The sequence below is a fragment of the Streptomyces sp. FXJ1.172 genome, assembly GCF_001636945.3.
Taxonomy (GTDB): Bacteria; Actinomycetota; Actinomycetes; order Streptomycetales; family Streptomycetaceae; genus Streptomyces.
Genome location: NZ_CP119133.2, coordinates 4,219,744 through 4,239,882, shown reverse-complemented (window position 1 = coordinate 4,239,882; position 20,139 = coordinate 4,219,744). Strand labels below are relative to the sequence as shown.

16 protein-coding genes and 1 tRNA gene are annotated in these 20,139 nt (G+C 68.5%); 14 read left to right on the top strand and 3 right to left on the bottom strand.

The genetic code is table 11. The features are described 5' to 3' along the window. Positions 1-166: 166 nt before the first annotated feature. From A6P39_RS18775 to A6P39_RS18765, 3 genes are all read left to right on the top strand, one after another. Positions 167-619, top strand: a complete 453-nt coding sequence (locus tag A6P39_RS18775; protein WP_067045422.1) for a MaoC family dehydratase N-terminal domain-containing protein — start codon at positions 167-169, stop codon at positions 617-619. A 7-nt stretch (positions 620-626) separates the two neighbouring features. Beyond that, positions 627-1,055, top strand: a complete 429-nt coding sequence (locus A6P39_RS18770) for a MaoC family dehydratase (RefSeq protein WP_067045418.1) — start codon at positions 627-629, stop codon at positions 1,053-1,055. Between the two features lie 164 nt (positions 1,056-1,219). Further along, positions 1,220-2,275 carry a UDP-N-acetylmuramate dehydrogenase gene (locus tag A6P39_RS18765; protein ID WP_067045416.1) on the top strand — a complete coding sequence of 352 codons (1,056 nt, stop codon included), beginning with the start codon at positions 1,220-1,222 and terminating at the stop codon, positions 2,273-2,275. 215 nt (positions 2,276-2,490) lie between these two features. On the opposite strand, the gene A6P39_RS18760 is transcribed toward A6P39_RS18765, so the two are convergent. Next, on the bottom strand, positions 2,491-3,132 hold the full coding sequence (locus A6P39_RS18760; protein WP_067045413.1) for an NAD(P)-dependent oxidoreductase: 642 nt from the start codon (positions 3,130-3,132) through the stop codon (positions 2,491-2,493). Between the two features lie 103 nt (positions 3,133-3,235). Between A6P39_RS18760 and A6P39_RS18755 the strand changes: the two genes are divergently transcribed. Then, complete coding sequence (locus A6P39_RS18755) at positions 3,236-3,847, top strand: TetR/AcrR family transcriptional regulator (RefSeq protein WP_067045410.1); 612 nt, start codon at positions 3,236-3,238, stop codon at positions 3,845-3,847. Between the two features lie 194 nt (positions 3,848-4,041). Here A6P39_RS18755 and A6P39_RS18750 read toward each other — a convergent pair whose 3' ends face one another. Beyond that, positions 4,042-5,082 (bottom strand): adenosine deaminase, encoded by a 1,041-nt coding sequence (locus tag A6P39_RS18750; protein ID WP_067045407.1) that lies wholly within the window; start codon positions 5,080-5,082, stop codon positions 4,042-4,044. A gap of 162 nt (positions 5,083-5,244) precedes the next feature. Next, the gene (locus A6P39_RS18745; RefSeq protein ID WP_067045403.1) at positions 5,245-6,471 is read right to left on the bottom strand and encodes a pyridoxal phosphate-dependent aminotransferase; all 1,227 of its coding nucleotides are present in this window, start codon (positions 6,469-6,471) and stop codon (positions 5,245-5,247) included. Positions 6,472-6,732: 261 nt separating this feature from the next. Here A6P39_RS18745 and A6P39_RS18740 point away from each other — a divergent pair. From A6P39_RS18740 to A6P39_RS18695, 10 genes are all read left to right on the top strand, one after another. After that, positions 6,733-6,805: transfer RNA gene (locus tag A6P39_RS18740), tRNA-Trp, on the top strand. Between the two features lie 107 nt (positions 6,806-6,912). Continuing rightward, positions 6,913-7,200: a preprotein translocase subunit SecE gene (secE, locus tag A6P39_RS18735; RefSeq protein WP_053661906.1), complete on the top strand. Its 288-nt coding sequence runs from the start codon at positions 6,913-6,915 to the stop codon at positions 7,198-7,200. Between the two features lie 80 nt (positions 7,201-7,280). Then, on the top strand, positions 7,281-8,129 hold the full coding sequence (nusG, locus tag A6P39_RS18730; protein ID WP_067045400.1) for a transcription termination/antitermination protein NusG: 849 nt from the start codon (positions 7,281-7,283) through the stop codon (positions 8,127-8,129). 169 nt (positions 8,130-8,298) lie between these two features. After that, positions 8,299-8,733, top strand: a complete 435-nt coding sequence (rplK, locus tag A6P39_RS18725; protein ID WP_031167035.1) for a 50S ribosomal protein L11 — start codon at positions 8,299-8,301, stop codon at positions 8,731-8,733. A 98-nt stretch (positions 8,734-8,831) separates the two neighbouring features. Further along, positions 8,832-9,557, top strand: a complete 726-nt coding sequence (rplA, locus tag A6P39_RS18720; protein WP_023547414.1) for a 50S ribosomal protein L1 — start codon at positions 8,832-8,834, stop codon at positions 9,555-9,557. 164 nt (positions 9,558-9,721) lie between these two features. Then, positions 9,722-10,660: a hypothetical protein gene (locus A6P39_RS18715; RefSeq protein WP_067045397.1), complete on the top strand. Its 939-nt coding sequence runs from the start codon at positions 9,722-9,724 to the stop codon at positions 10,658-10,660. A 338-nt stretch (positions 10,661-10,998) separates the two neighbouring features. After that, complete coding sequence (gene rplJ / locus A6P39_RS18710; protein WP_067045394.1) at positions 10,999-11,529, top strand: 50S ribosomal protein L10; 531 nt, start codon at positions 10,999-11,001, stop codon at positions 11,527-11,529. 110 nt (positions 11,530-11,639) lie between these two features. Next, complete coding sequence (gene rplL, locus A6P39_RS18705; protein WP_067045391.1) at positions 11,640-12,023, top strand: 50S ribosomal protein L7/L12; 384 nt, start codon at positions 11,640-11,642, stop codon at positions 12,021-12,023. Between the two features lie 613 nt (positions 12,024-12,636). Continuing rightward, complete coding sequence (gene rpoB / locus A6P39_RS18700; RefSeq protein ID WP_067045388.1) at positions 12,637-16,125, top strand: DNA-directed RNA polymerase subunit beta; 3,489 nt, start codon at positions 12,637-12,639, stop codon at positions 16,123-16,125. Positions 16,126-16,227: 102 nt separating this feature from the next. Next, complete coding sequence (locus A6P39_RS18695) at positions 16,228-20,127, top strand: DNA-directed RNA polymerase subunit beta' (RefSeq protein WP_067045386.1); 3,900 nt, start codon at positions 16,228-16,230, stop codon at positions 20,125-20,127. Positions 20,128-20,139 lie beyond the last annotated feature (12 nt).

Here is a 20,139-nt window from a genome sequence, read left to right as displayed (position 1 = left end):
AGGGGGCGGCCTCGCGGCGTTTCACCCGCTCACCGGCCTCACCGGCTCATCGGCCCACCTGCCGGGCGCGCTTCGTCGCTCCACGCGGGCTCGTCCCTCCACGCGGGCTCTGGGCGGGTGCGGTTAATTTGGGGCCACCACAGCAGATATCAGGAGGTGCCGGGCCATGGCGCTCGACCAGTCCTTCGTTGGACGGACCTATCCGCCCACCGCGCCCTACGAGGTGGGCCGGGAGAAGATCCGCGAATTCGCCGAGGCGGTGGGCGAGGCCAACCCGGTGTACACGGACCCGGAGGCCGCGAAGGCGTTCGGTCACTCCGATGTGATCGCCCCGCCGACGTTCGTGTTCTCCATCACGTTCCGGGCCGCGGGCCAGGTCATCGAGGACCCGCAGCTCGGCCTCGACTACAGCCGCGTGGTGCACGGCGACCAGAAGTTCGCCTACAGCCGTCCGGTGCGCGCCGGCGACCGGCTCACGGTCACCTCCACCATCGAGGCGATCAAGTCCCTCGCGGGCAACGACATCCTGGACATCCGCGGTGAGGTGCACGACGAGGCGGGCGAGCACGTCGTGACCGCCTGGACCAAGCTCGTGGCCCGCGCGGCCGAGGAGGCGTGAGGACCTGATGACGGCGAAGATCGCGTACGACGACATCGAGGTCGGCACCGAACTGCCGGCGCAGACCTTCCCCGTGACCCGCGCCACGCTCGTGCGCTACGCGGGTGCCTCCGGGGACTTCAACCCGATCCACTGGAACGAGAAGTTCGCCAAGGAGGTCGGCCTGCCGGACGTCATCGCGCACGGCATGTTCACCATGGCCGAGGCGATCCGCGTGGTCACCGACTGGACCGGGGACCCGGGCGCGGTCGTGGAGTACGGCGTCCGCTTCACCAAGCCCGTCGTCGTGCCCAACGACGACCAGGGCGCCCTGATCGAGGTCAGCGGCAAGGTCGCGGCCAAGCTGGACGACAACACCGTGCGCGTGGACCTGACGGCGACCAGCGGCGGCCAGAAGGTGCTGGGCATGTCCCGGGCGGTCGTGCGGCTGGCCTGACGGCCCGTACGGAGTGCCGGAGCGAGGGGCGTCCTCTCCGGGGGCGCCCTGCGCTTCCCCCTCCGTACCCCGTCCGTCGTGGCGGAGTACGGCCGTGGCGGGCCGGGAAGTGCCGTCCGTGCGTGTGTGCGGGGCTGTCGGAGCCGTCTCGTAGTCTTGGGCCCGTGCAGGTACTCCACGACGCCCCCCTTGCCCCGCTGACCACGTTCCGGCTGGGCGGTCCCGCGACGCGGCTGGTCACCGCCGTGACCGACGCCGAGGTGATCGACGCCGTCCGTGAGGCCGACGACAGCGGGACGCCGCTGCTGGTCATCGGCGGTGGATCGAACCTGGTCATCGGCGACAAGGGTTTCGACGGCACCGCCCTGCGCATCGCCACGCGCGGTGTCGAGCTGCGCGGTACGACGCTGGAACTGGCCGCCGGTGAGGTGTGGACGGACGCCGTGGCCCGCACGGTCGAGGCCGGGCTCGCCGGGATCGAGTGCCTGGCCGGCATCCCCGGATCCGCGGGCGCCACGCCGATCCAGAACGTGGGTGCCTACGGCCAGGAGGTCTCCGCCACCATCACCGAAGTGATCGCCTACGACCGGCGGGCCGGCGCGAACGTCACGCTGGCGAACGAGGAGTGCGCCTTCTCGTACCGCCACAGCCGCTTCAAGGCCGACCCGGAGCGCTATGTCGTACTGCGCGTCCGCTTCGGGCTGGAGGACGCGGGCGGGCTGTCCGCGCCCATCAGGTACGCCGAGACCGCCCGCGCGCTCGGTGTCGCGCCCGGTGACCGGGTGCCGCTGGCCGACGCCCGCGAGACCGTGCTGAAGCTGCGCGCCGGCAAGGGCATGGTCCTCGACCCCGAGGACCACGACACCTGGTCGGCCGGGTCCTTCTTCACCAACCCGATCCTCACCGAAGGCCAGTCGGCCGCGTTCCACGCGCGCGTGCGCGAGCGGCTGGGGGAGGGCGTCGAGCCGCCCGCGTACCCGGCGGGCGAGGGCCTTACGAAGACCTCCGCGGCCTGGCTGATCGACAAGGCGGGCTTCACCAAGGGGTACGGCACCGGGCCCGCCCGCATCTCCACCAAGCACACCCTCGCCCTCACCAACCGGGGCGACGCCACCACCGAGGACCTGCTGGCCCTGGCCCGCGAGGTCGTCGCCGGCGTCCACGAGGCCTTCGGGATCACGCTCGTCAACGAGCCGGTCACGGTGGGCGTCAGCCTGTAGTCGCACCGGTCCGCCGGTAGGCGCGCCGGTCCGCCGGTAGGCGCGCCGGTCCGCCGGTAGGCGCGCCGGTCCGCACGGGTCCGCGCCGTCCCGCGCCGGTCCCTGCAGTCCCGCGCCGGTCCCTGCAGTCCCGCGCCGGTCCCTGCAGTCCCGCGCCAGTCCCTCCCCTCCCTCCCCTCCCTCCCGTCCCGCGCCAGTCCCCGTTCCGCACCGGCTCAGTACGCCACGCCGACCCCCTGCTTCACCGTCCGCTCGTCGTCGATCATCGACAGCATCGCGTGCGCGACGTCCGCGCGCGCGATGAAGCGGCCCCTGCGCGGGAAGCCGCCGACGACGGTGCGGTAGCGGCCGGTGAGGGGCTTGTCCTGCAGACGCGGGGGCCGTACGGACGTCCAGTCCGTGCCGCTGCGGGCCAGCTCGGCCTCCATCTCGCCGAGGTCGGCGTAGATGTCCTTCAGGGCGGCCTTCACCAGGGCGCGCGCCCCGCGGTCCAGAGGGCCGTCGCCGGCGGGCGCGGGGCCGACGGGACCGGCGCTGACGACCAGCAGCCGTCGTACGCCCTCCGCATCCATGGCGCGCAGGACCGTGCGGGTCAGCCGGGTGGCGACCCCGGCGTCCTTGCGGCTGCGCGCGCCCAGGCCGGAAAGGACGGCGTCCCGGCCCGCGACGGCGGTGCGCAGCGGCTCCGGGTCTGTCAGGTCGGCGCGGAACACCTCCAGCGCGTGGCCCGCAGCGGCTGAGACAGCCAGCCGCGCCGGGTCGCGGACCACGGCGGTGACCCGGTGGCCGGCGCCGAGCGCCTGACGGACGACCTCCCGGCCGATTCCGCCGGTCGCGCCGAAAACGGTGAGGTTCATGAGTGCTCCCGTACTCGGGACTGGTGGGTGAGTATTCACTCACCCCTGCCGCCTCTAGAGTGGGTAAGCACTCACCCACCCGTCAAGCCCGATTGGACGCCCCATGGAGCCGAAGCCGGCGCGTGTCCGCATCCTCGACGCCGCCCACGAGCTGATGCTGACCGTCGGACTCGCCCGCGCCACCACCAAGGAGATCGCGCGCGCGGCCGGCTGCTCGGAAGCGGCCCTCTACAAGTACTTCGACAGCAAGGAAGAGCTGTTCGTCCGGGTGCTCACCGAGCGACTGCCCCGCCTCACCCCGCTGCTCGGCAGCCTCGCCGCCGAACCCGGACGGGGCACCCTGGAGGGCAACCTCACCGAGATCGCCCGCCAGGCCGCGCTCTTCTACGAGCAGAGCTTCCCGATCGCCGCCTCCCTGTACGCCGAGACGCAGCTCAAGGAGCGCCACTTCGAGGCCCTGCGTCAGCTCGGCTCCGGCCCGCACCGGCCCATCCGGGACCTGGACGCCTACCTGCGCGCCGAACAGGCCGCCGGCCGCGTCCGAGCCGACGCCGACACCTTCGCGGCCGCCTCCCTGCTGCTGGGCGCCTGTGCGCAGCGCGCGTTCGCCTATGACGCGACCGACACGGGGGAGCGGCCGCCGGTCGACGAGTTCGCCGCGCGGCTCGCCAGGACGCTGCTGGGCGGAATCCGCGTTGCGTCGGCCTCCGTGTGACCCTCACGCCGGGTGCATGACAAGCACCTGTGGGACCACGACCGTGTGCGGCTGAGGCTGCGCGAGTCCCGGCCCCGCACCGGGCCGTACGCACACCGGATACCTTGTAGAGGTGCTCGTCCGCTTCAAGCCCTGGCCGCCCCCTGCCCACCTCGGACGGCCGGGAGAACCCTTCACGCGGCCGGGAGAACCCTTCACGCGGCCGGGCGCGCCAGCCACTCGTCCACGCCGGCCAGCAGTCGCGCCCTGACGCCCTCAGGAGCGGCCGAACCGCGCACCGACTGGCGTGCCAGCTCCGCGAGTTCGGCGTCCGAGAAGCCGTGGAAATGCCGCGCGATCTCGTACTGGGCGGCCAGCCGGGAGCCGAACAGCAGCGGGTCGTCGGCGCCGAGCGCCATCGGGACGCCCGTCTCGAAGAACTTGCGCAGCGGCACGTCCTCGGGCTTCTCGTACACGCCGAGCGCCACATTGGAAGCCGGGCACACCTCGCAGGTCACCTGCCGGTCCGCCAGCCGCTTCAGCAGCCGTGGGTCCTCCGCCGCGCGGACCCCGTGCCCGATCCGCGAGGCGTGCAGGTCGTCCAGGCAGTCGCGCACCGAGGCCGGGCCGGTCAGCTCGCCGCCGTGCGGGGCCGACAGCAGGCCGCCCTCGCGCGCGATGTGGAAGGCCCGGTCGAAGTCGCGGGCCATGCCGCGCCGCTCGTCGTTGGAGAGCCCGAAGCCGACCACGCCCCGGTCCGCGTACCGCACCGCCAGCCGGGCCAGCGTGCGCGCGTCCAGCGGGTGCTTCATCCGGTTGGCGGCGACCAGGACGCGCATGCCGAGGCCGGTCTCCCGGGACGTGGTCTCCACCGCGTCCAGGATGATCTCCAGGGCCGGGATCAGACCGCCCAGCCGGGGCGCGTACGACGTCGGGTCCACCTGGATCTCCAGCCAGCCCGAACCGTCCTTCAGGTCCTCCTCCGCGGCCTCCCGGACCAGGCGCCGGATGTCCTCCGGTTCGCGCAGGCAGGAGCGTGCCGCGTCGTACAGCCGCTGGAAGCGGAACCAGCCCCGCTCGTCCGTGGCCCGCAGCTTCGGCGGCTCACCGCTCGTCAGCGCCTCGGTCAGGGCGTCGGGCAGATGCACGCCGTACTTGTCGGCCAGTTCCAGCACGGTGCCCGGTCGCATCGAGCCGGTGAAGTGCAGGTGCAGGTGGGCTTTCGGCAGCTCAGAGAGATCACGTACACGCTCCATCCCAGGATCCTGCCGTACGGACGTGTCGTCCCGGTAGCCGTTTCCCCGTTCGTGGTCTTGCTCGCACACAGATGCGCTCACACAAGCGGACCGCCTCCCCGGAGGGAAACGGCCCGCACGCGCGCGTGGAGCGCAGAAGCAGAAACGGGAACCAGTCCTGAACTAGTCCTGCGCCTCCGCCAGCAGCTTCTGCATCCGGCTCACGCCCTCGACGAGGTCCTCGTCACCGAGTGCGTACGACAGCCGCAGGTAGCCCGGCGTGCCGAAGGCCTCGCCCGGGACGACCGCGACCTCGGCCTCTTCCAGGATCAGCGCGGCCAGCTCGACCGTGTCCTGCGGGCGCTTGCCGCGGATCTCCTTGCCCAGCAGGGCCTTGACCGAGGGGTAGGCGTAGAAGGCGCCCTCGGGCTCCGGGCAGAGCACGCCCTCGATCTCGTTGAGCATCCGCACGATCGTCTTGCGGCGCCGGTCGAAGGCCTCGCGCATCGTCGCCACGGCCTCCAGGTCACCGGAGACGGCGGCCAGGGCGGCCACCTGGGCCACGTTGGAGACGTTGGAGGTGGCGTGCGACTGCAGGTTCGTCGCGGCCTTGACGACGTCCTTCGGGCCGATGACCCAGCCCACGCGCCAGCCGGTCATGGCGTACGTCTTCGCGACACCGTTGACCACGATGCACTTGTCGCGCAGCTCGGGGAAGAGCGCCGGCAGGGAGACCGCGGCGGCGTCGCCGTACACCAGGTGCTCGTAGATCTCGTCGGTGAGCACCCACAGGCCGTGCTCCAGGGCCCAGCGGCCGATCGCCTCGGTCTCGGCCTCGGAGTACACCGCGCCGGTCGGGTTGGACGGGGAGACGAACAGGACGACCTTGGTCTTCTCCGTGCGCGCCGCCTCCAGCTGCTCCACGGTGACGCGGTAGTCGGTGGTCTCGTCGGCCACGACCTCCACCGGGACACCGCCGGCGAGCCGGATCGACTCCGGGTACGTCGTCCAGTACGGCGCGGGGACGATGACCTCGTCGCCCGGGTCGAGGATCGCCGCGAACGCCTCGTAGATGGCCTGCTTGCCGCCGTTGGTGACGAGGACCTGCGAGACGTCGGGCTCCCAGCCGGAGTCGCGCAGCGTCTTCGCGGCGATCGCGGCCTTCAGCTCGGGCAGGCCGCCGGCCGGGGTGTAGCGGTGGTACTTGGGGTTCTTGCAGGCCTCGACGGCCGCCTCGACGATGTAGTCCGGGGTCGGGAAGTCGGGCTCACCCGCGCCGAAGCCGATCACCGGACGCCCGGCGGCCTTGAGGGCCTTGGCCTTGGCGTCCACGGCGAGGGTGGCGGACTCGGAGATCGCGCCGACTCGGGCGGAGACCCGGCGCTCGGTGGGAGGGGTTGCAGCGCTCATGGGCCCATCGTTCCAGACCGGAAATGTCCCCGGCACGCGGGTTTCACAGACTGAACAGCCAGGGGTCGAGGGGTGAACAAGGGTCCGAATCCGGTCCCCGGCCAGGACGATCTTCGGCCGTACGTCCCCGGACGGGCGCTTTCTGTTCGACGCCGGGCCCCGGACCACGTACACTCTCACCTCGTTGGCCTTCAGCGGCCGCCGCCGGAACAGGTGCACGCCGAGCACCCGGCCGGATGCGGTACGTTGGGTGGCACACAAAGGGTCGTAGCTCAATTGGTAGAGCACCGGTCTCCAAAACCGGCGGTTGGGGGTTCAAGTCCCTCCGGCCCTGCTACACACACCGCCAGGATGTGTGCGCTTGTACGTACAGCAATGCACCGCCGTGCGGCTCAGAAACCGGGCGCGGCACGGCCATGACCCGGGACCAGGTGAGGACGCATGACGGACGCCGTGGGCTCCATCGACACGCCTGACGCCCAGGACGAGGTGTCCGAGTCCAAGAAGAAGGCCCGCAAGGGCGGTAAGCGCGCCAAGAAGGGCCCGCTGAAGCGCCTCGCCACCTTCTACCGCCAGATCGTCGCGGAACTCCGCAAGGTCGTCTGGCCGACTCGCAACCAGCTGACGTCGTACACCACTGTGGTGATCTTCTTCGTCGCCATCATGATCGCCCTGGTGACCGTGATTGACTATGGGCTCAACCACGCGGCCAAGTACGTCTTCGGCTGAGCCAAGAGCGAAGGGCGCCGTGGTACCGGCGCCCGTTTTCGCATGTTCCACCTCTATGTATCCAGGAAGAAGCAGCCACCGTGTCTGACCAGAACCTGAACGACGCCGTCGAGCCGGATGAGTCCGTGGACGACGAGCTCGACATCGTCGAGGGCGCGGACGAGGACCTGGACGAGTTCGAGGCTGCCGAGGCCGACGCCGGCGAGCCGGCCGAGGAGGCCGCGCTCCACGTCGAGGACGAGGACGGCGAAGGCGCCGAGGACGCCGAGTCCGGTGCGGAGGCCGCCGCCGAGGAAGAGCCGGCCGAGCCCGTCGACCCCGTCGAGGCCCTGCGCCAGGAACTGCGCACCCTGCCCGGCGAGTGGTACGTCATCCACACCTACGCCGGTTACGAGAACCGCGTGAAGACCAACCTGGAGCAGCGCGCCGTCTCGCTGAACGTCGAGGACTACATCTTCCAGGCCGAGGTGCCCCAGGAAGAGGTCGTCCAGATCAAGAACGGCGACCGCAAGACGATCAAGCAGAACAAGCTGCCGGGTTACGTCCTGGTCCGCATGGACCTGACCAACGAGTCCTGGGGCGTCGTCCGCAACACCCCGGGTGTCACCGGCTTCGTCGGCAACGCCTACGACCCGTACCCGCTGACCCTGGACGAGATCGTCAAGATGCTCGCTCCGGAGGCCGAGGAGAAGGCCGCCCGTGAGGCCGCCGAGGCCGAGGGCAAGCCCGCCCCGCAGCGCAAGGTCGAGGTCCAGGTGCTGGACTTCGAGGTCGGCGACTCGGTCACCGTCACCGACGGCCCGTTCGCCACGCTGCAGGCGACGATCAACGAGATCAACGCCGACTCCAAGAAGGTCAAGGGCCTGGTGGAGATCTTCGGCCGCGAGACGCCGGTCGAGCTGTCCTTCGACCAGATCCAGAAGAACTAGTTCTTTCTGGACCTACCGCTTCCGAACAGGTCAGGCGGGCTGCTCCAGCCCGTCTGACCTGCTCGGTTTCAGGCCGCGCATTCATACCCGTTATCGTTGTGCGGTATGCCTGCGTCAGGATCGCGATCCTCGCGCGTGCATGGACCCGATTGAAAGGACCCGGAGAGCTATGCCTCCCAAGAAGAAGAAGGTCACGGGGCTCATCAAGCTCCAGATCAACGCCGGTGCGGCGAACCCGGCCCCGCCGGTCGGCCCCGCGCTCGGCCAGCACGGCGTCAACATCATGGAGTTCTGCAAGGCCTACAACGCCGCGACCGAGTCGCAGCGCGGTTGGGTCATCCCGGTGGAGATCACGGTCTACGAGGACCGCTCCTTCACCTTCGTCACCAAGACCCCGCCGGCCGCGAAGATGATCCTCAAGGCCGCTGGTGTCGAGAAGGGCTCCGGCGAGCCGCACAAGACCAAGGTCGCCAAGATCACCGAGGCGCAGGTCCGCGAGATCGCCCAGACCAAGATGCCCGACCTCAACGCCAACGACCTGGACGCCGCGTCGAAGATCATCGCCGGCACCGCCCGCTCCATGGGCATCACGGTCGAGGGCTGAACCCACCCCAGTAGCAATGCGGCCGTAGCCGGTCGCACGTGGCAGGGCCTGCTCGGCCCAGGGACCACGACTCCTTTCAGAACACACAGGAGCAAGTTGTGAGCAAGCGCAGCAAGGCTCTCCGCGCTGCGGACGCCAAGGTCGACCGGGAGAAGCTGTACGCCCCGCTCGAGGCCGTCCGTCTCGCCAAGGAGACCTCCACGACCAAGTTCGACGGCACCGTCGAGGTCGCCTTCCGCCTGGGTGTCGACCCGCGCAAGGCCGACCAGATGGTCCGTGGCACCGTGAACCTCCCGCACGGCACCGGTAAGACCGCCCGGGTCCTGGTCTTCGCGACCGGTGACCGTGCCGAGGCCGCGCGTGCCGCGGGCGCCGACATCGTCGGCGCCGACGAGCTGATCGACGAGGTGGCGAAGGGCCGTCTGGACTTCGACGCCGTCGTCGCCACCCCGGACCTCATGGGCAAGGTCGGCCGTCTCGGCCGCGTCCTCGGCCCGCGTGGTCTGATGCCGAACCCGAAGACCGGCACCGTGACCCCGGACACCGCCAAGGCCGTGACCGAGATCAAGGGCGGCAAGATCGAGTTCCGCGTCGACAAGCACTCGAACCTGCACTTCATCATCGGCAAGGCGTCCTTCGACGACGCCAAGCTGGTGGAGAACTACGGCGCCGCGCTGGAGGAGATCCTCCGTCTGAAGCCGTCCGCCGCCAAGGGTCGCTACATCAAGAAGGCCGCCATCACCACCACGATGGGCCCCGGCATCCCGGTCGACCCGAACCGCACCCGCAACCTCCTCGTCGAGGAGGACCCGGCCGCCGTCTGAGCCTCCCGCTCACCCCGGTAGCCGCGTCAGGTACGCGTACGTAGAGGGCGGGCCCTGCAACCTTCCAGGTGCGGGGCCCGTCCTTTCTTTGTGCGACCTTTCGCACGACTGTCAGTGGCCTGGGCTACGGTGCAGGCACACGACTCGCATGGGGGTAGGACAAGATGAAGAGCACGACGGCGCGCCGGATCACCCTTTCCGTGGCGGTGGTGGCCGCGCTGACCGGAGTGGCGGCCTGCGGCTCCTCGGGCTCCGGGAAGGGCGACAAGGCGGCCGGCGGCACCGCGATCAACGTCAGCCCCATCGCCGCGCTGCGCACCGCCGAGCAGTCCACCGACAAGGCTGACTCGTCCAAGGTGCGCTCCACCACGTCCCTCGGCAACCTGATGACGATGACCGGGAACGGCGCCCTGACGTGGGGCAACGGCCTCAAGGGCGACCTCACCATCACGTACACCGGCGGCCAGATGGCCGAGATGATGAGCAAGCTCGGTACGTCGTCCATGGAGGCCCGGTATCTGCCGGACGCCTACTACGCGCACATGAGCGACGCCTACGCCCAGAACACGGGCGGCAAGCACTGGATCAAGTACTCGTACGACGACCTCGCCAAGTTCGGCGGTGCCTCCGGCTCGTACATGAAGGACCAGCTGCAGAGTTCCTCGCCGAACCAGTCGGTGAAGATGCTGATGGCCTCCGGTGACGTGAAGCAGGTCGGCGAGGAGACGGTCGACGGCGCCCACACCAAGCATTACTCGGGCACGGTCAACGTCGCCGACCTCGCGGGCAAGAGCAGCAACCTCAGCGCGGACCAGATGGCGGCCCTGAAGCAGCAGCTCAGCCAGGCGGGCATCACCACCGACACCATCGACATCTGGATCAACGACCAGAACCTGCTGGTGAAGAAGTCCGAGAAGGCCAACACGTCGAAGGGCGTGATGACCAGCACCGCCTACTACAGCGACTACGGCGTGAAGGTCACGGCAGTGGCGCCGCCGGCCGCCGACACGGTCGACTTCGCGAAGATGCTGAAGTCCGGCGGCGCCGGCACCGTTTCGGGCGGCTCCGGCACCCTCTCGGGCGGCTCCGGCACCGCCTCCTGAAACGGCACCGGCACCAGTTCCTGGGGCCGGTGACACAGCCGTACCGGGGCGCCGTGGAGCCCGATTTGCTCGACGGCGTCCCGGTCCCGTACTCTCCTACAGAAGCCAAAGACCGCTGGTCGTTGCCGCGCGCTCCCACGAGGGCGCGGTGGCCGAAGGATCCGCTGAAAAGTGGGCGACCCGCGCAGGTGACTGTGGAAGAACTCCCGGGACATACGCGCTCTCGCGTGTGTGGCCGGTCGAGTCCGCCCCGTGCGCCTGCGCCGGGGCGTTTCGTTTTACCCAGTCCTCCTTCGGGTCCGCGCGGTCAGAATCACCCGGAAGGAGGCCGAGGCTCTATGGCGAGGCCCGACAAGGCTGCCGCGGTTGCCGAGCTGACGGACAAGTTCCGTAGCTCCAACGCCGCCGTGCTGACCGAGTACCGCGGTCTCACCGTGGCGCAGCTCAAGACGCTGCGCCGGTCGCTCGGTGAGAACGCCCAGTACGCCGTGGTGAAGAACACGCTGACCAAGATTGCGGCCAACGAGGCCGGGATCACGCTGGACGACCAGCTCTTCGCTGGTCCGACGGCTGTCGCCTTCGTCACCGGTGACCCGGTGGAGTCGGCGAAGGGTCTCCGTGACTTCGCCAAGGAAAACCCGAATCTCGTCATCAAGGGCGGTGTCCTTGACGGCAAGGCGCTGTCCGCCGACGAGATCAAGAAGCTTGCGGACCTCGAGTCCCGCGAGGTTCTGCTCGCCAAGCTGGCGGGCGCCATGAAGGCCAAGCAGTCCCAGACTGCCGCGCTCTTCCAGGCGCTCCCGTCGAAGCTCGTCCGCACCGTGGACGCGCTGCGCGCCAAGCAGGACGAGCAGGGCGGTGCCGAGTAATTCGGCTCGCATCATGACCGCCGCCTGAGGCAGCGGTCGTAGCGGGCCGAACGTACGCCCGCCATTCATGTACATCCGGCACCAGCCGAATTAGTGGAAGGAAAGCCATCATGGCTCTCACCCAGGACGAACTGCTCGCCGAGTTCGAGGGCATGACCCTCATCCAGCTCTCCGAGTTCGTGAAGGCGTTCGAGGAGAAGTTCGACGTCACCGCCGCCGCCCCGGTCGCGGTTGCCGCCGCCGGCGTCCCGGGTGCCCCGGCCGCCGAGGCCGCCGAGGAGAAGGACGAGTTCGACGTCATCCTCACCGGCGCCGGTGACAAGAAGATCCAGGTCATCAAGGTCGTGCGCGAGCTGACCTCCCTGGGCCTCAAGGAGGCCAAGGACCTGGTCGACGGCACCCCGAAGCCGGTCCTCGAGAAGGTCAACAAGGAGGCCGCCGACAAGGCTGCCGAGGCCCTCAAGGGCGCCGGCGCGTCCGTCGAGGTCAAGTAAGACCTTCCGGGTCCGCACGGACTCGAACGCGCGCCGACCACAGCCTCATGGCCCCGTAAAAGGTGCCCCGTAGGGCTGTAACGCGAACGCACCGAAGAGCGATCATCCATCCGGGTGGTCGCTCTTCGGCGTATCCGGCGGGCCCGACCACGGTTGCCTTGCACTCGCGACGGCGAGGGGTATGGTGATCTTCGTCGTGTCTCCGGACCGTGCGCGGACCGCCCGCTTCGGACTGGGGGGCCTTGACGAACCGCACGCAGCGCGCAATTCTCAGGACGCGTCGTCACAAGGATCCGAATCCGAGGCATGGATCGGCGGCGAAGAGGGCAGTATCAACGTGCGTTGAGGGCAGGCATGCCGAGGGCGTTGACGAAGGCGTTGAGAACAACGAGGGTCACAAGGGTCTCAGCAACCCGGGACTGGACATCAGTGTGCCAAGTGGCTACACTGACCCTTTGCGCTGCCTGTTAGCTGTCCCCTGCCCGTCACCAGGGGTCTGCCCTCACTCGAGCACCGACGACAAAAGCTCCCTTGACCTGGGGTTTCTGTCTCTGTGTGTGGGCGAGGGGCCGGCACGCGCGTAGTGAGTCCGAGCCCTCGGAAGGACCCCCTCTTGGCCGCCTCGCGCAATGCCTCGACCGCGAATACGAACAACGGCGCCAGCACCGCCCCGCTGCGCATCTCCTTTGCAAAGATCAAGGAGCCTCTCGAGGTTCCGAACCTGCTCGCGCTGCAGACCGAGAGCTTCGACTGGCTGCTCGGCAACACCGCCTGGCAGAGTCGGGTCGAGGAGGCTCTGGAGAACGGTCAGGACGTCCCCACCAAGTCCGGTCTGGAGGAGATCTTCGAGGAGATCTCCCCGATCGAGGACTTCTCCGGGTCGATGTCCCTGACGTTCCGGGACCACCGCTTCGAGCCGCCGAAGAACTCCATCGACGAGTGCAAGGAGCGCGACTTCACGTACGCCGCCCCGCTCTTCGTCACCGCCGAGTTCACCAACAACGAGACCGGTGAGATCAAGTCCCAGACGGTCTTCATGGGCGACTTCCCGCTCATGACGAACAAGGGCACCTTCGTCATCAACGGCACCGAGCGTGTCGTGGTGTCTCAGCTGGTCCGTTCCCCCGGTGTCTACTTCGACTCCACCATCGACAAGACGTCCGACAAGGACATCTTCTCCGCCAAGATCATCCCGTCCCGGGGTGCCTGGCTGGAGATGGAGATCGACAAGCGCGACATGGTCGGTGTGCGCATCGACCGCAAGCGCAAGCAGTCGGTCACCGTGCTGCTGAAGGCGCTCGGCTGGACGACCGAGCAGATCCTCGAGGAGTTCGGCGACTACGAGTCGATGCGCGCCACCCTGGAGAAGGACCACACCCAGGGCCAGGACGACGCGCTGCTCGACATCTACCGCAAGCTGCGTCCGGGCGAGCCCCCCACGCGCGAGGCCGCGCAGACGCTGCTCGAGAACCTCTACTTCAACCCCAAGCGCTACGACCTCGCCAAGGTCGGCCGCTACAAGGTGAACAAGAAGCTCGGCGCGGACGAGCCGCTGGACGCCGGCGTGCTCACCACCGACGACGTCATCGCCACCATCAAGTACCTGGTGAAGCTGCACGCCGGCGAGACCGAGACGACCGGTGAGTCCGGCCGTACGATCATGGTCGAGACCGACGACATCGACCACTTCGGCAACCGCCGTATCCGCAGCGTCGGTGAGCTGATCCAGAACCAGGTCCGTACGGGTCTCGCCCGTATGGAGCGTGTCGTGCGCGAGCGCATGACCACCCAGGACGTCGAGGCGATCACGCCGCAGACCCTGATCAACATCCGCCCGGTCGTGGCGTCGATCAAGGAGTTCTTCGGCACGTCGCAGCTGTCCCAGTTCATGGACCAGAACAACCCGCTGTCGGGGCTGACGCACAAGCGTCGTCTGAACGCCCTCGGCCCGGGTGGTCTGTCCCGTGAGCGGGCCGGCTTCGAGGTCCGTGACGTGCACCCGTCGCACTACGGCCGCATGTGCCCGATCGAGACGCCGGAAGGCCCGAACATCGGTCTGATCGGCTCGCTCGCCTCCTACGGCCGGGTCAACGCGTTCGGTTTCGTCGAGACGCCGTACCGCAAGGTCGACGAGCACGGTGTGGTCACCGACGAGGTGGACTACCTGACCGCCGACGAGGAGGACCGCTTCGTCATCGCGCAGGCCAACGCCCCGCTGAACGACGAGATGCGGTTCGCCGAGAACCGCGTCCTGGTCCGCCGCCGTGGCGGCGAGGTCGACTACGTCGCCCCCGAGGACGTGGACTACATGGACGTCTCGCCGCGCCAGATGGTGTCGGTCGCGACCGCCATGATCCCCTTCCTCGAGCACGACGACGCCAACCGTGCCCTCATGGGCGCGAACATGATGCGCCAGGCCGTGCCGCTCATCAAGTCGGAGGCCCCGCTCGTCGGCACCGGCATGGAGTACCGCTCCGCGGTCGACGCCGGCGACGTGGTCAAGGCCGAGAAGGACGGTGTGGTCCAGGAGGTCTCCGCGGACTACATCACCACCGCCAACGACGACGGCACGTACATCACGTACCGCCTGGCCAAGTTCTCCCGGTCCAACCAGGGCACCTCGGTCAACCAGAAGGTCATCGTCAACGAGGGCGACCGCGTCATCGAGGGCCAGGTCCTCGCCGACGGCCCGGCCACCCAGAACGGCGAGATGGCCCTCGGCAAGAACCTGCTCGTGGCGTTCATGCCGTGGGAGGGTCACAACTACGAGGACGCGATCATCCTGTCGCAGCGCCTCGTGCAGGACGACGTCCTCTCCTCGATCCACATCGAGGAGCACGAGGTCGACGCCCGTGACACCAAGCTCGGCCCCGAGGAGATCACCCGGGACATCCCGAACGTCTCCGAGGAGGTCCTCGCCGACCTCGACGAGCGCGGCATCATCCGCATCGGTGCCGAGGTCATCGCCGGCGACATCCTCGTCGGCAAGGTGACCCCGAAGGGCGAGACCGAGCTGACCCCCGAGGAGCGCCTGCTGCGCGCGATCTTCGGTGAGAAGGCCCGGGAGGTCCGTGACACCTCGCTGAAGGTGCCGCACGGCGAGACCGGCAAGGTCATCGGCGTGCGCGTCTTCGACCGCGAGGAGGGCGACGAGCTGCCGCCGGGCGTGAACCAGCTGGTCCGCGTCTACGTCGCGCAGAAGCGCAAGATCACCGACGGTGACAAGCTCGCCGGCCGGCACGGCAACAAGGGTGTCATCTCGAAGATCCTGCCGATCGAGGACATGCCGTTCCTGGAGGACGGCACCCCGGTCGACATCATCCTCAACCCGCTCGGTGTCCCGTCCCGAATGAACCCGGGACAGGTCCTGGAGATCCACCTCGGCTGGCTCGCCAGCCGCGGCTGGGACGTCTCCGGCCTCGCGGACGAGTGGGCCCAGCGCCTGCAGGCCATCGGCGCCGACCAGGTCGCCCCGCGCACCAACGTCGCGACCCCGGTCTTCGACGGTGCCCGCGAGGACGAGCTGGCGGGTCTGCTGCAGCACACCATCCCGAACCGCGACGGCGAGCGCATGGTGCTCCCGTCCGGCAAGGCGCGGCTGTTCGACGGCCGTAGCGGTGAGCCGTTCCCGGACCCGATCTCGGTCGGCTACATGTACATCCTGAAGCTGCACCACCTGGTCGACGACAAGCTGCACGCCCGCTCGACCGGTCCGTACTCGATGATCACCCAGCAGCCGCTGGGTGGTAAGGCGCAGTTCGGTGGCCAGCGCTTCGGCGAGATGGAGGTGTGGGCCCTCGAGGCCTACGGCGCCGCGTACGCCCTCCAGGAGCTGCTGACCATCAAGTCCGACGACGTCACCGGCCGCGTGAAGGTCTACGAGGCCATCGTCAAGGGCGAGAACATCCCCGAGCCCGGCATCCCCGAGTCCTTCAAGGTGCTCATCAAGGAGATGCAGTCGCTCTGCCTGAACGTGGAGGTGCTGTCCAGTGACGGTATGTCCATCGAGATGCGCGACACCGACGAGGACGTCTTCCGCGCTGCGGAGGAGCTCGGTATCGACCTGTCCCGGCGCGAGCCGAGCAGCGTCGAAGAGGTCTGACGGGAGTCCGGCAGGGGCCGCGCCGGTGCGCGTGGCCCCCGCCGACCCCCAGGCCCCCGTTTCAGACCAAAGACTTTCGACCCTGAGAGGGATTGACGCATAGTGCTCGACGTCAACTTCTTCGACGAGCTCCGGATCGGCCTGGCCACCGCTGACGACATCCGTCAGTGGAGCCACGGTGAGGTCAAGAAGCCCGAGACCATCAACTACCGCACCCTGAAGCCCGAAAAGGACGGACTCTTCTGCGAGAAGATCTTCGGTCCGACCCGGGACTGGGAGTGCTACTGCGGCAAGTACAAGCGCGTCCGCTTCAAGGGCATCATCTGCGAGCGCTGTGGCGTCGAGGTCACGCGCGCCAAGGTGCGCCGTGAGCGGATGGGCCACATCGAGCTGGCCGCCCCCGTCACGCACATCTGGTACTTCAAGGGTGTCCCGAGCCGTCTGGGCTACCTGCTCGACCTGGCTCCCAAGGACCTCGAGAAGGTCATCTACTTCGCGGCGTACATGATCACGTACGTCGACGAGGAGCGCCGTACCCGCGACCTGCCCTCCCTGGAGGCGCACGTCTCGGTCGAGCGCCAGCAGATCGAGAACCGCCGCGACGCCGACCTCGAGGGCCGCGCCAAGAAGCTCGAGACCGACCTCGCCGAGCTGGAGGCCGAGGGCGCCAAGGCCGACGTGCGCCGCAAGGTGCGCGAGGGTGCCGAGCGCGAGATGAAGCAGCTGCGCGACCGCGCGCAGCGCGAGATCGACCGCCTCGACGAGGTGTGGAACCGGTTCAAGAACCTCAAGGTCCAGGACCTCGAGGGCGACGAGCTGCTCTACCGCGAGCTGCGTGACCGCTTCGGCACGTACTTCGACGGCTCGATGGGTGCCGCGGCGCTGCAGAAGCGCCTGGAGTCCTTCGACCTGGAGGAGGAGGCCGAGCGGCTCCGCGAGATCATCCGCACCGGCAAGGGCCAGAAGAAGACCCGTGCCCTCAAGCGCCTGAAGGTCGTCTCCGCGTTCCTGCAGACGTCCAACAGCCCCAAGGGCATGGTCCTGGACTGCGTCCCGGTGATCCCGCCGGACCTGCGTCCGATGGTGCAGCTGGACGGTGGCCGCTTCGCGACCTCCGACCTGAACGACCTGTACCGCCGTGTCATCAACCGCAACAACCGCCTGAAGCGCCTTCTCGACCTCGGTGCGCCCGAGATCATCGTGAACAACGAGAAGCGCATGCTCCAGGAGGCCGTCGACGCGCTCTTCGACAACGGCCGTCGTGGCCGCCCGGTCACGGGCCCCGGCAACCGTCCGCTGAAGTCGCTGTCCGACATGCTGAAGGGCAAGCAGGGTCGCTTCCGGCAGAACCTGCTCGGCAAGCGAGTCGACTACTCGGCGCGTTCCGTCATCGTCGTCGGCCCGCAGCTCAAGCTGCACCAGTGCGGTCTGCCGAAGGCCATGGCGCTGGAGCTGTTCAAGCCGTTCGTGATGAAGCGCCTGGTGGACCTGAACCACGCGCAGAACATCAAGTCCGCCAAGCGCATGGTGGAACGCGGCCGCACCGTCGTGTACGACGTCCTCGAAGAGGTCATCGCCGAGCACCCGGTGCTGCTGAACCGTGCTCCCACCCTGCACCGCCTCGGCATCCAGGCCTTCGAGCCGCAGCTGGTCGAGGGCAAGGCCATCCAGATCCACCCGCTCGTCTGCACCGCGTTCAACGCGGACTTCGACGGTGACCAGATGGCCGTGCACCTGCCGCTGTCCGCGGAGGCGCAGGCCGAGGCCCGCATCCTGATGCTGTCCTCGAACAACATCCTCAAGCCCGCCGACGGCCGTCCGGTGACGATGCCGACCCAGGACATGGTCCTCGGTCTGTTCTTCCTCACCACCGACGGCGAGATGCGGGGCGTCAAGGGCGAGGGCCGTTCGTTCGCGTCCGTGGCCGAGGCGATCATGGCGTTCGACGCCGGCGAGCTGTCGCTGCAGTCGCGCGTGGACATCCGCTTCCCGGTGGGCACCATCCCGCCGCGCGGCTGGACCCCGCCGGCCCGCGAGGAGGGCGAGCCGGAGTGGCAGCAGGGTGACAGCTTCCGGCTGAACACCACCCTGGGCCGTGCGCTCTTCAACGAGCTGCTGCCCGAGGACTACCCGTTCGTCGACTACGAGGTCGGCAAGAAGCAGCTCTCCGAGATCGTCAACGACCTCGCCGAGCGCTACCCGAAGGTCATCGTGGCGGCGACGCTCGACAACCTGAAGGCGTCCGGCTTCTACTGGGCCACCCGTTCCGGCGTCACCGTCGCCATCTCCGACGTCGTCGTTCCCGAGGCGAAGAAGGAGATCGTCAAGGGCTACGAGGCGCAGGACGAGAAGGTCCAGAAGCAGTACGAGCGCGGTCTGATCACCAAGGACGAGCGCACGCAGGAACTCATCGCGATCTGGACCAAGGCGACCAACGAGGTCGCCGAGGCCATGAACGAGAACTTCCCGAAGACCAACCCGATCTTCATGATGGTGAACTCGGGTGCACGAGGCAACATGATGCAGATGCGTCAGATTGCCGGTATGCGTGGTCTGGTGTCGAACGCGAAGAACGAGACCATCCCGCGTCCGATCAAGGCCTCGTTCCGTGAGGGCCTGTCCGTGCTGGAGTACTTCATCTCCACGCACGGTGCCCGTAAGGGTCTGGCGGACACGGCCCTGCGTACCGCCGACTCGGGTTACCTCACCCGTCGTCTCGTCGACGTCTCCCAGGACGTCATCATCCGTGAGGAGGACTGCGGCACCGACCGCGGCCTCAAGCTCAAGATCGCGGAGCGGGGCGCGGACGGCGTGCTGCGCAAGGCGGACGACGTCGAGACGTCCGTGTACGCGCGCTGCCTCGCCGAGGACATCGTGGTCGAGGGCCAGGTCCTGGCCCCGGCCGGCACCGACCTCGGTGACGTCCTCATCGACGAGCTGGTCGCCCGTGGCGTCGAGGAGGTCAAGACCCGCTCGGTCCTGACCTGCGAGAGCGCCGTCGGCACCTGCGCGATGTGCTACGGCCGTTCGCTGGCCACCGGCAAGCTGGTGGACATCGGCGAGGCGGTCGGCATCATCGCCGCCCAGTCCATCGGTGAGCCCGGTACCCAGCTGACGATGCGTACCTTCCACACCGGTGGTGTGGCCGGTGACGACATCACCCAGGGTCTGCCGCGTGTCGTCGAGCTGTTCGAGGCCCGTACCCCGAAGGGTGTCGCCCCGATCTCCGAGGCGAGCGGCCGCGTTCGCATCGAGGAGACCGAGAAGACCAAGAAGCTCGTCGTCACCCCGGACGACGGCAGCGACGAGACGGCGTTCCCGATCTCGAAGCGTGCCAAGGTCCTGGTCCGCGAGGGCGACCACGTCGAGGTGGGCCAGCAGCTCACCGTGGGTGCCACCAACCCGCACGACGTGCTGCGCATCCTGGGTCAGCGTGCCGTCCAGGTCCACCTGGTCGGCGAGGTCCAGAAGGTCTACAACTCGCAGGGTGTGTCGATCCACGACAAGCACATCGAGATCATCATCCGGCAGATGCTCCGCCGCGTGACGATCATCGAGTCCGGCGACGCCGAGCTGCTGCCCGGCGAGCTGGTCGAGCGCTCGAAGTTCGAGACCGAGAACCGTCGCGTGGTCCAGGAGGGCGGTCACCCGGCCTCCGGTCGTCCGCAGCTGATGGGTATCACCAAGGCCTCGCTGGCGACGGAGTCCTGGCTGTCGGCCGCCTCCTTCCAGGAGACGACCCGAGTCCTGACGGACGCGGCGATCAACGCCAAGTCCGACAGCCTCATCGGCCTCAAGGAGAATGTCATCATCGGTAAGCTCATCCCGGCCGGTACGGGCCTGTCCCGCTACCGCAACATCCGGGTCGAGCCGACCGAGGAGGCCAAGGCCGCGATGTACTCGGCCGTCGGCTACGACGACATCGACTACTCGCCGTTCGGCACCGGCTCCGGCCAGGCCGTTCCGCTGGAGGACTACGACTACGGTCCGTACAACCAGTAAGCGAGCAGTATG

Bases quoted from the DNA above. Each gene is read 5' to 3' on its own strand.
- rplJ (WP_067045394.1), top strand. From the start codon at position 10,999: ATGGCGAGGCCCGACAAGGCTGCCGCGGTTGCCGAGCTGACGGACAAG.
- A6P39_RS18770 (WP_067045418.1), top strand. From the start codon at position 627: ATGACGGCGAAGATCGCGTACGACGACATCGAGGTCGGCACCGAACTG.
- rplK (WP_031167035.1), top strand. From the start codon at position 8,299: ATGCCTCCCAAGAAGAAGAAGGTCACGGGGCTCATCAAGCTCCAGATC.
- A6P39_RS18775 (WP_067045422.1), top strand. From the start codon at position 167: ATGGCGCTCGACCAGTCCTTCGTTGGACGGACCTATCCGCCCACCGCG.
- secE (WP_053661906.1), top strand. From the start codon at position 6,913: ATGACGGACGCCGTGGGCTCCATCGACACGCCTGACGCCCAGGACGAG.
- rplL (WP_067045391.1), top strand. From the start codon at position 11,640: ATGGCTCTCACCCAGGACGAACTGCTCGCCGAGTTCGAGGGCATGACC.
- A6P39_RS18715 (WP_067045397.1), top strand. From the start codon at position 9,722: ATGAAGAGCACGACGGCGCGCCGGATCACCCTTTCCGTGGCGGTGGTG.
- A6P39_RS18755 (WP_067045410.1), top strand. From the start codon at position 3,236: ATGGAGCCGAAGCCGGCGCGTGTCCGCATCCTCGACGCCGCCCACGAG.
- A6P39_RS18760 (WP_067045413.1), bottom strand. From the start codon at position 3,132: ATGAACCTCACCGTTTTCGGCGCGACCGGCGGAATCGGCCGGGAGGTC.
- A6P39_RS18745 (WP_067045403.1), bottom strand. From the start codon at position 6,471: ATGAGCGCTGCAACCCCTCCCACCGAGCGCCGGGTCTCCGCCCGAGTC.
- A6P39_RS18750 (WP_067045407.1), bottom strand. From the start codon at position 5,082: ATGGAGCGTGTACGTGATCTCTCTGAGCTGCCGAAAGCCCACCTGCAC.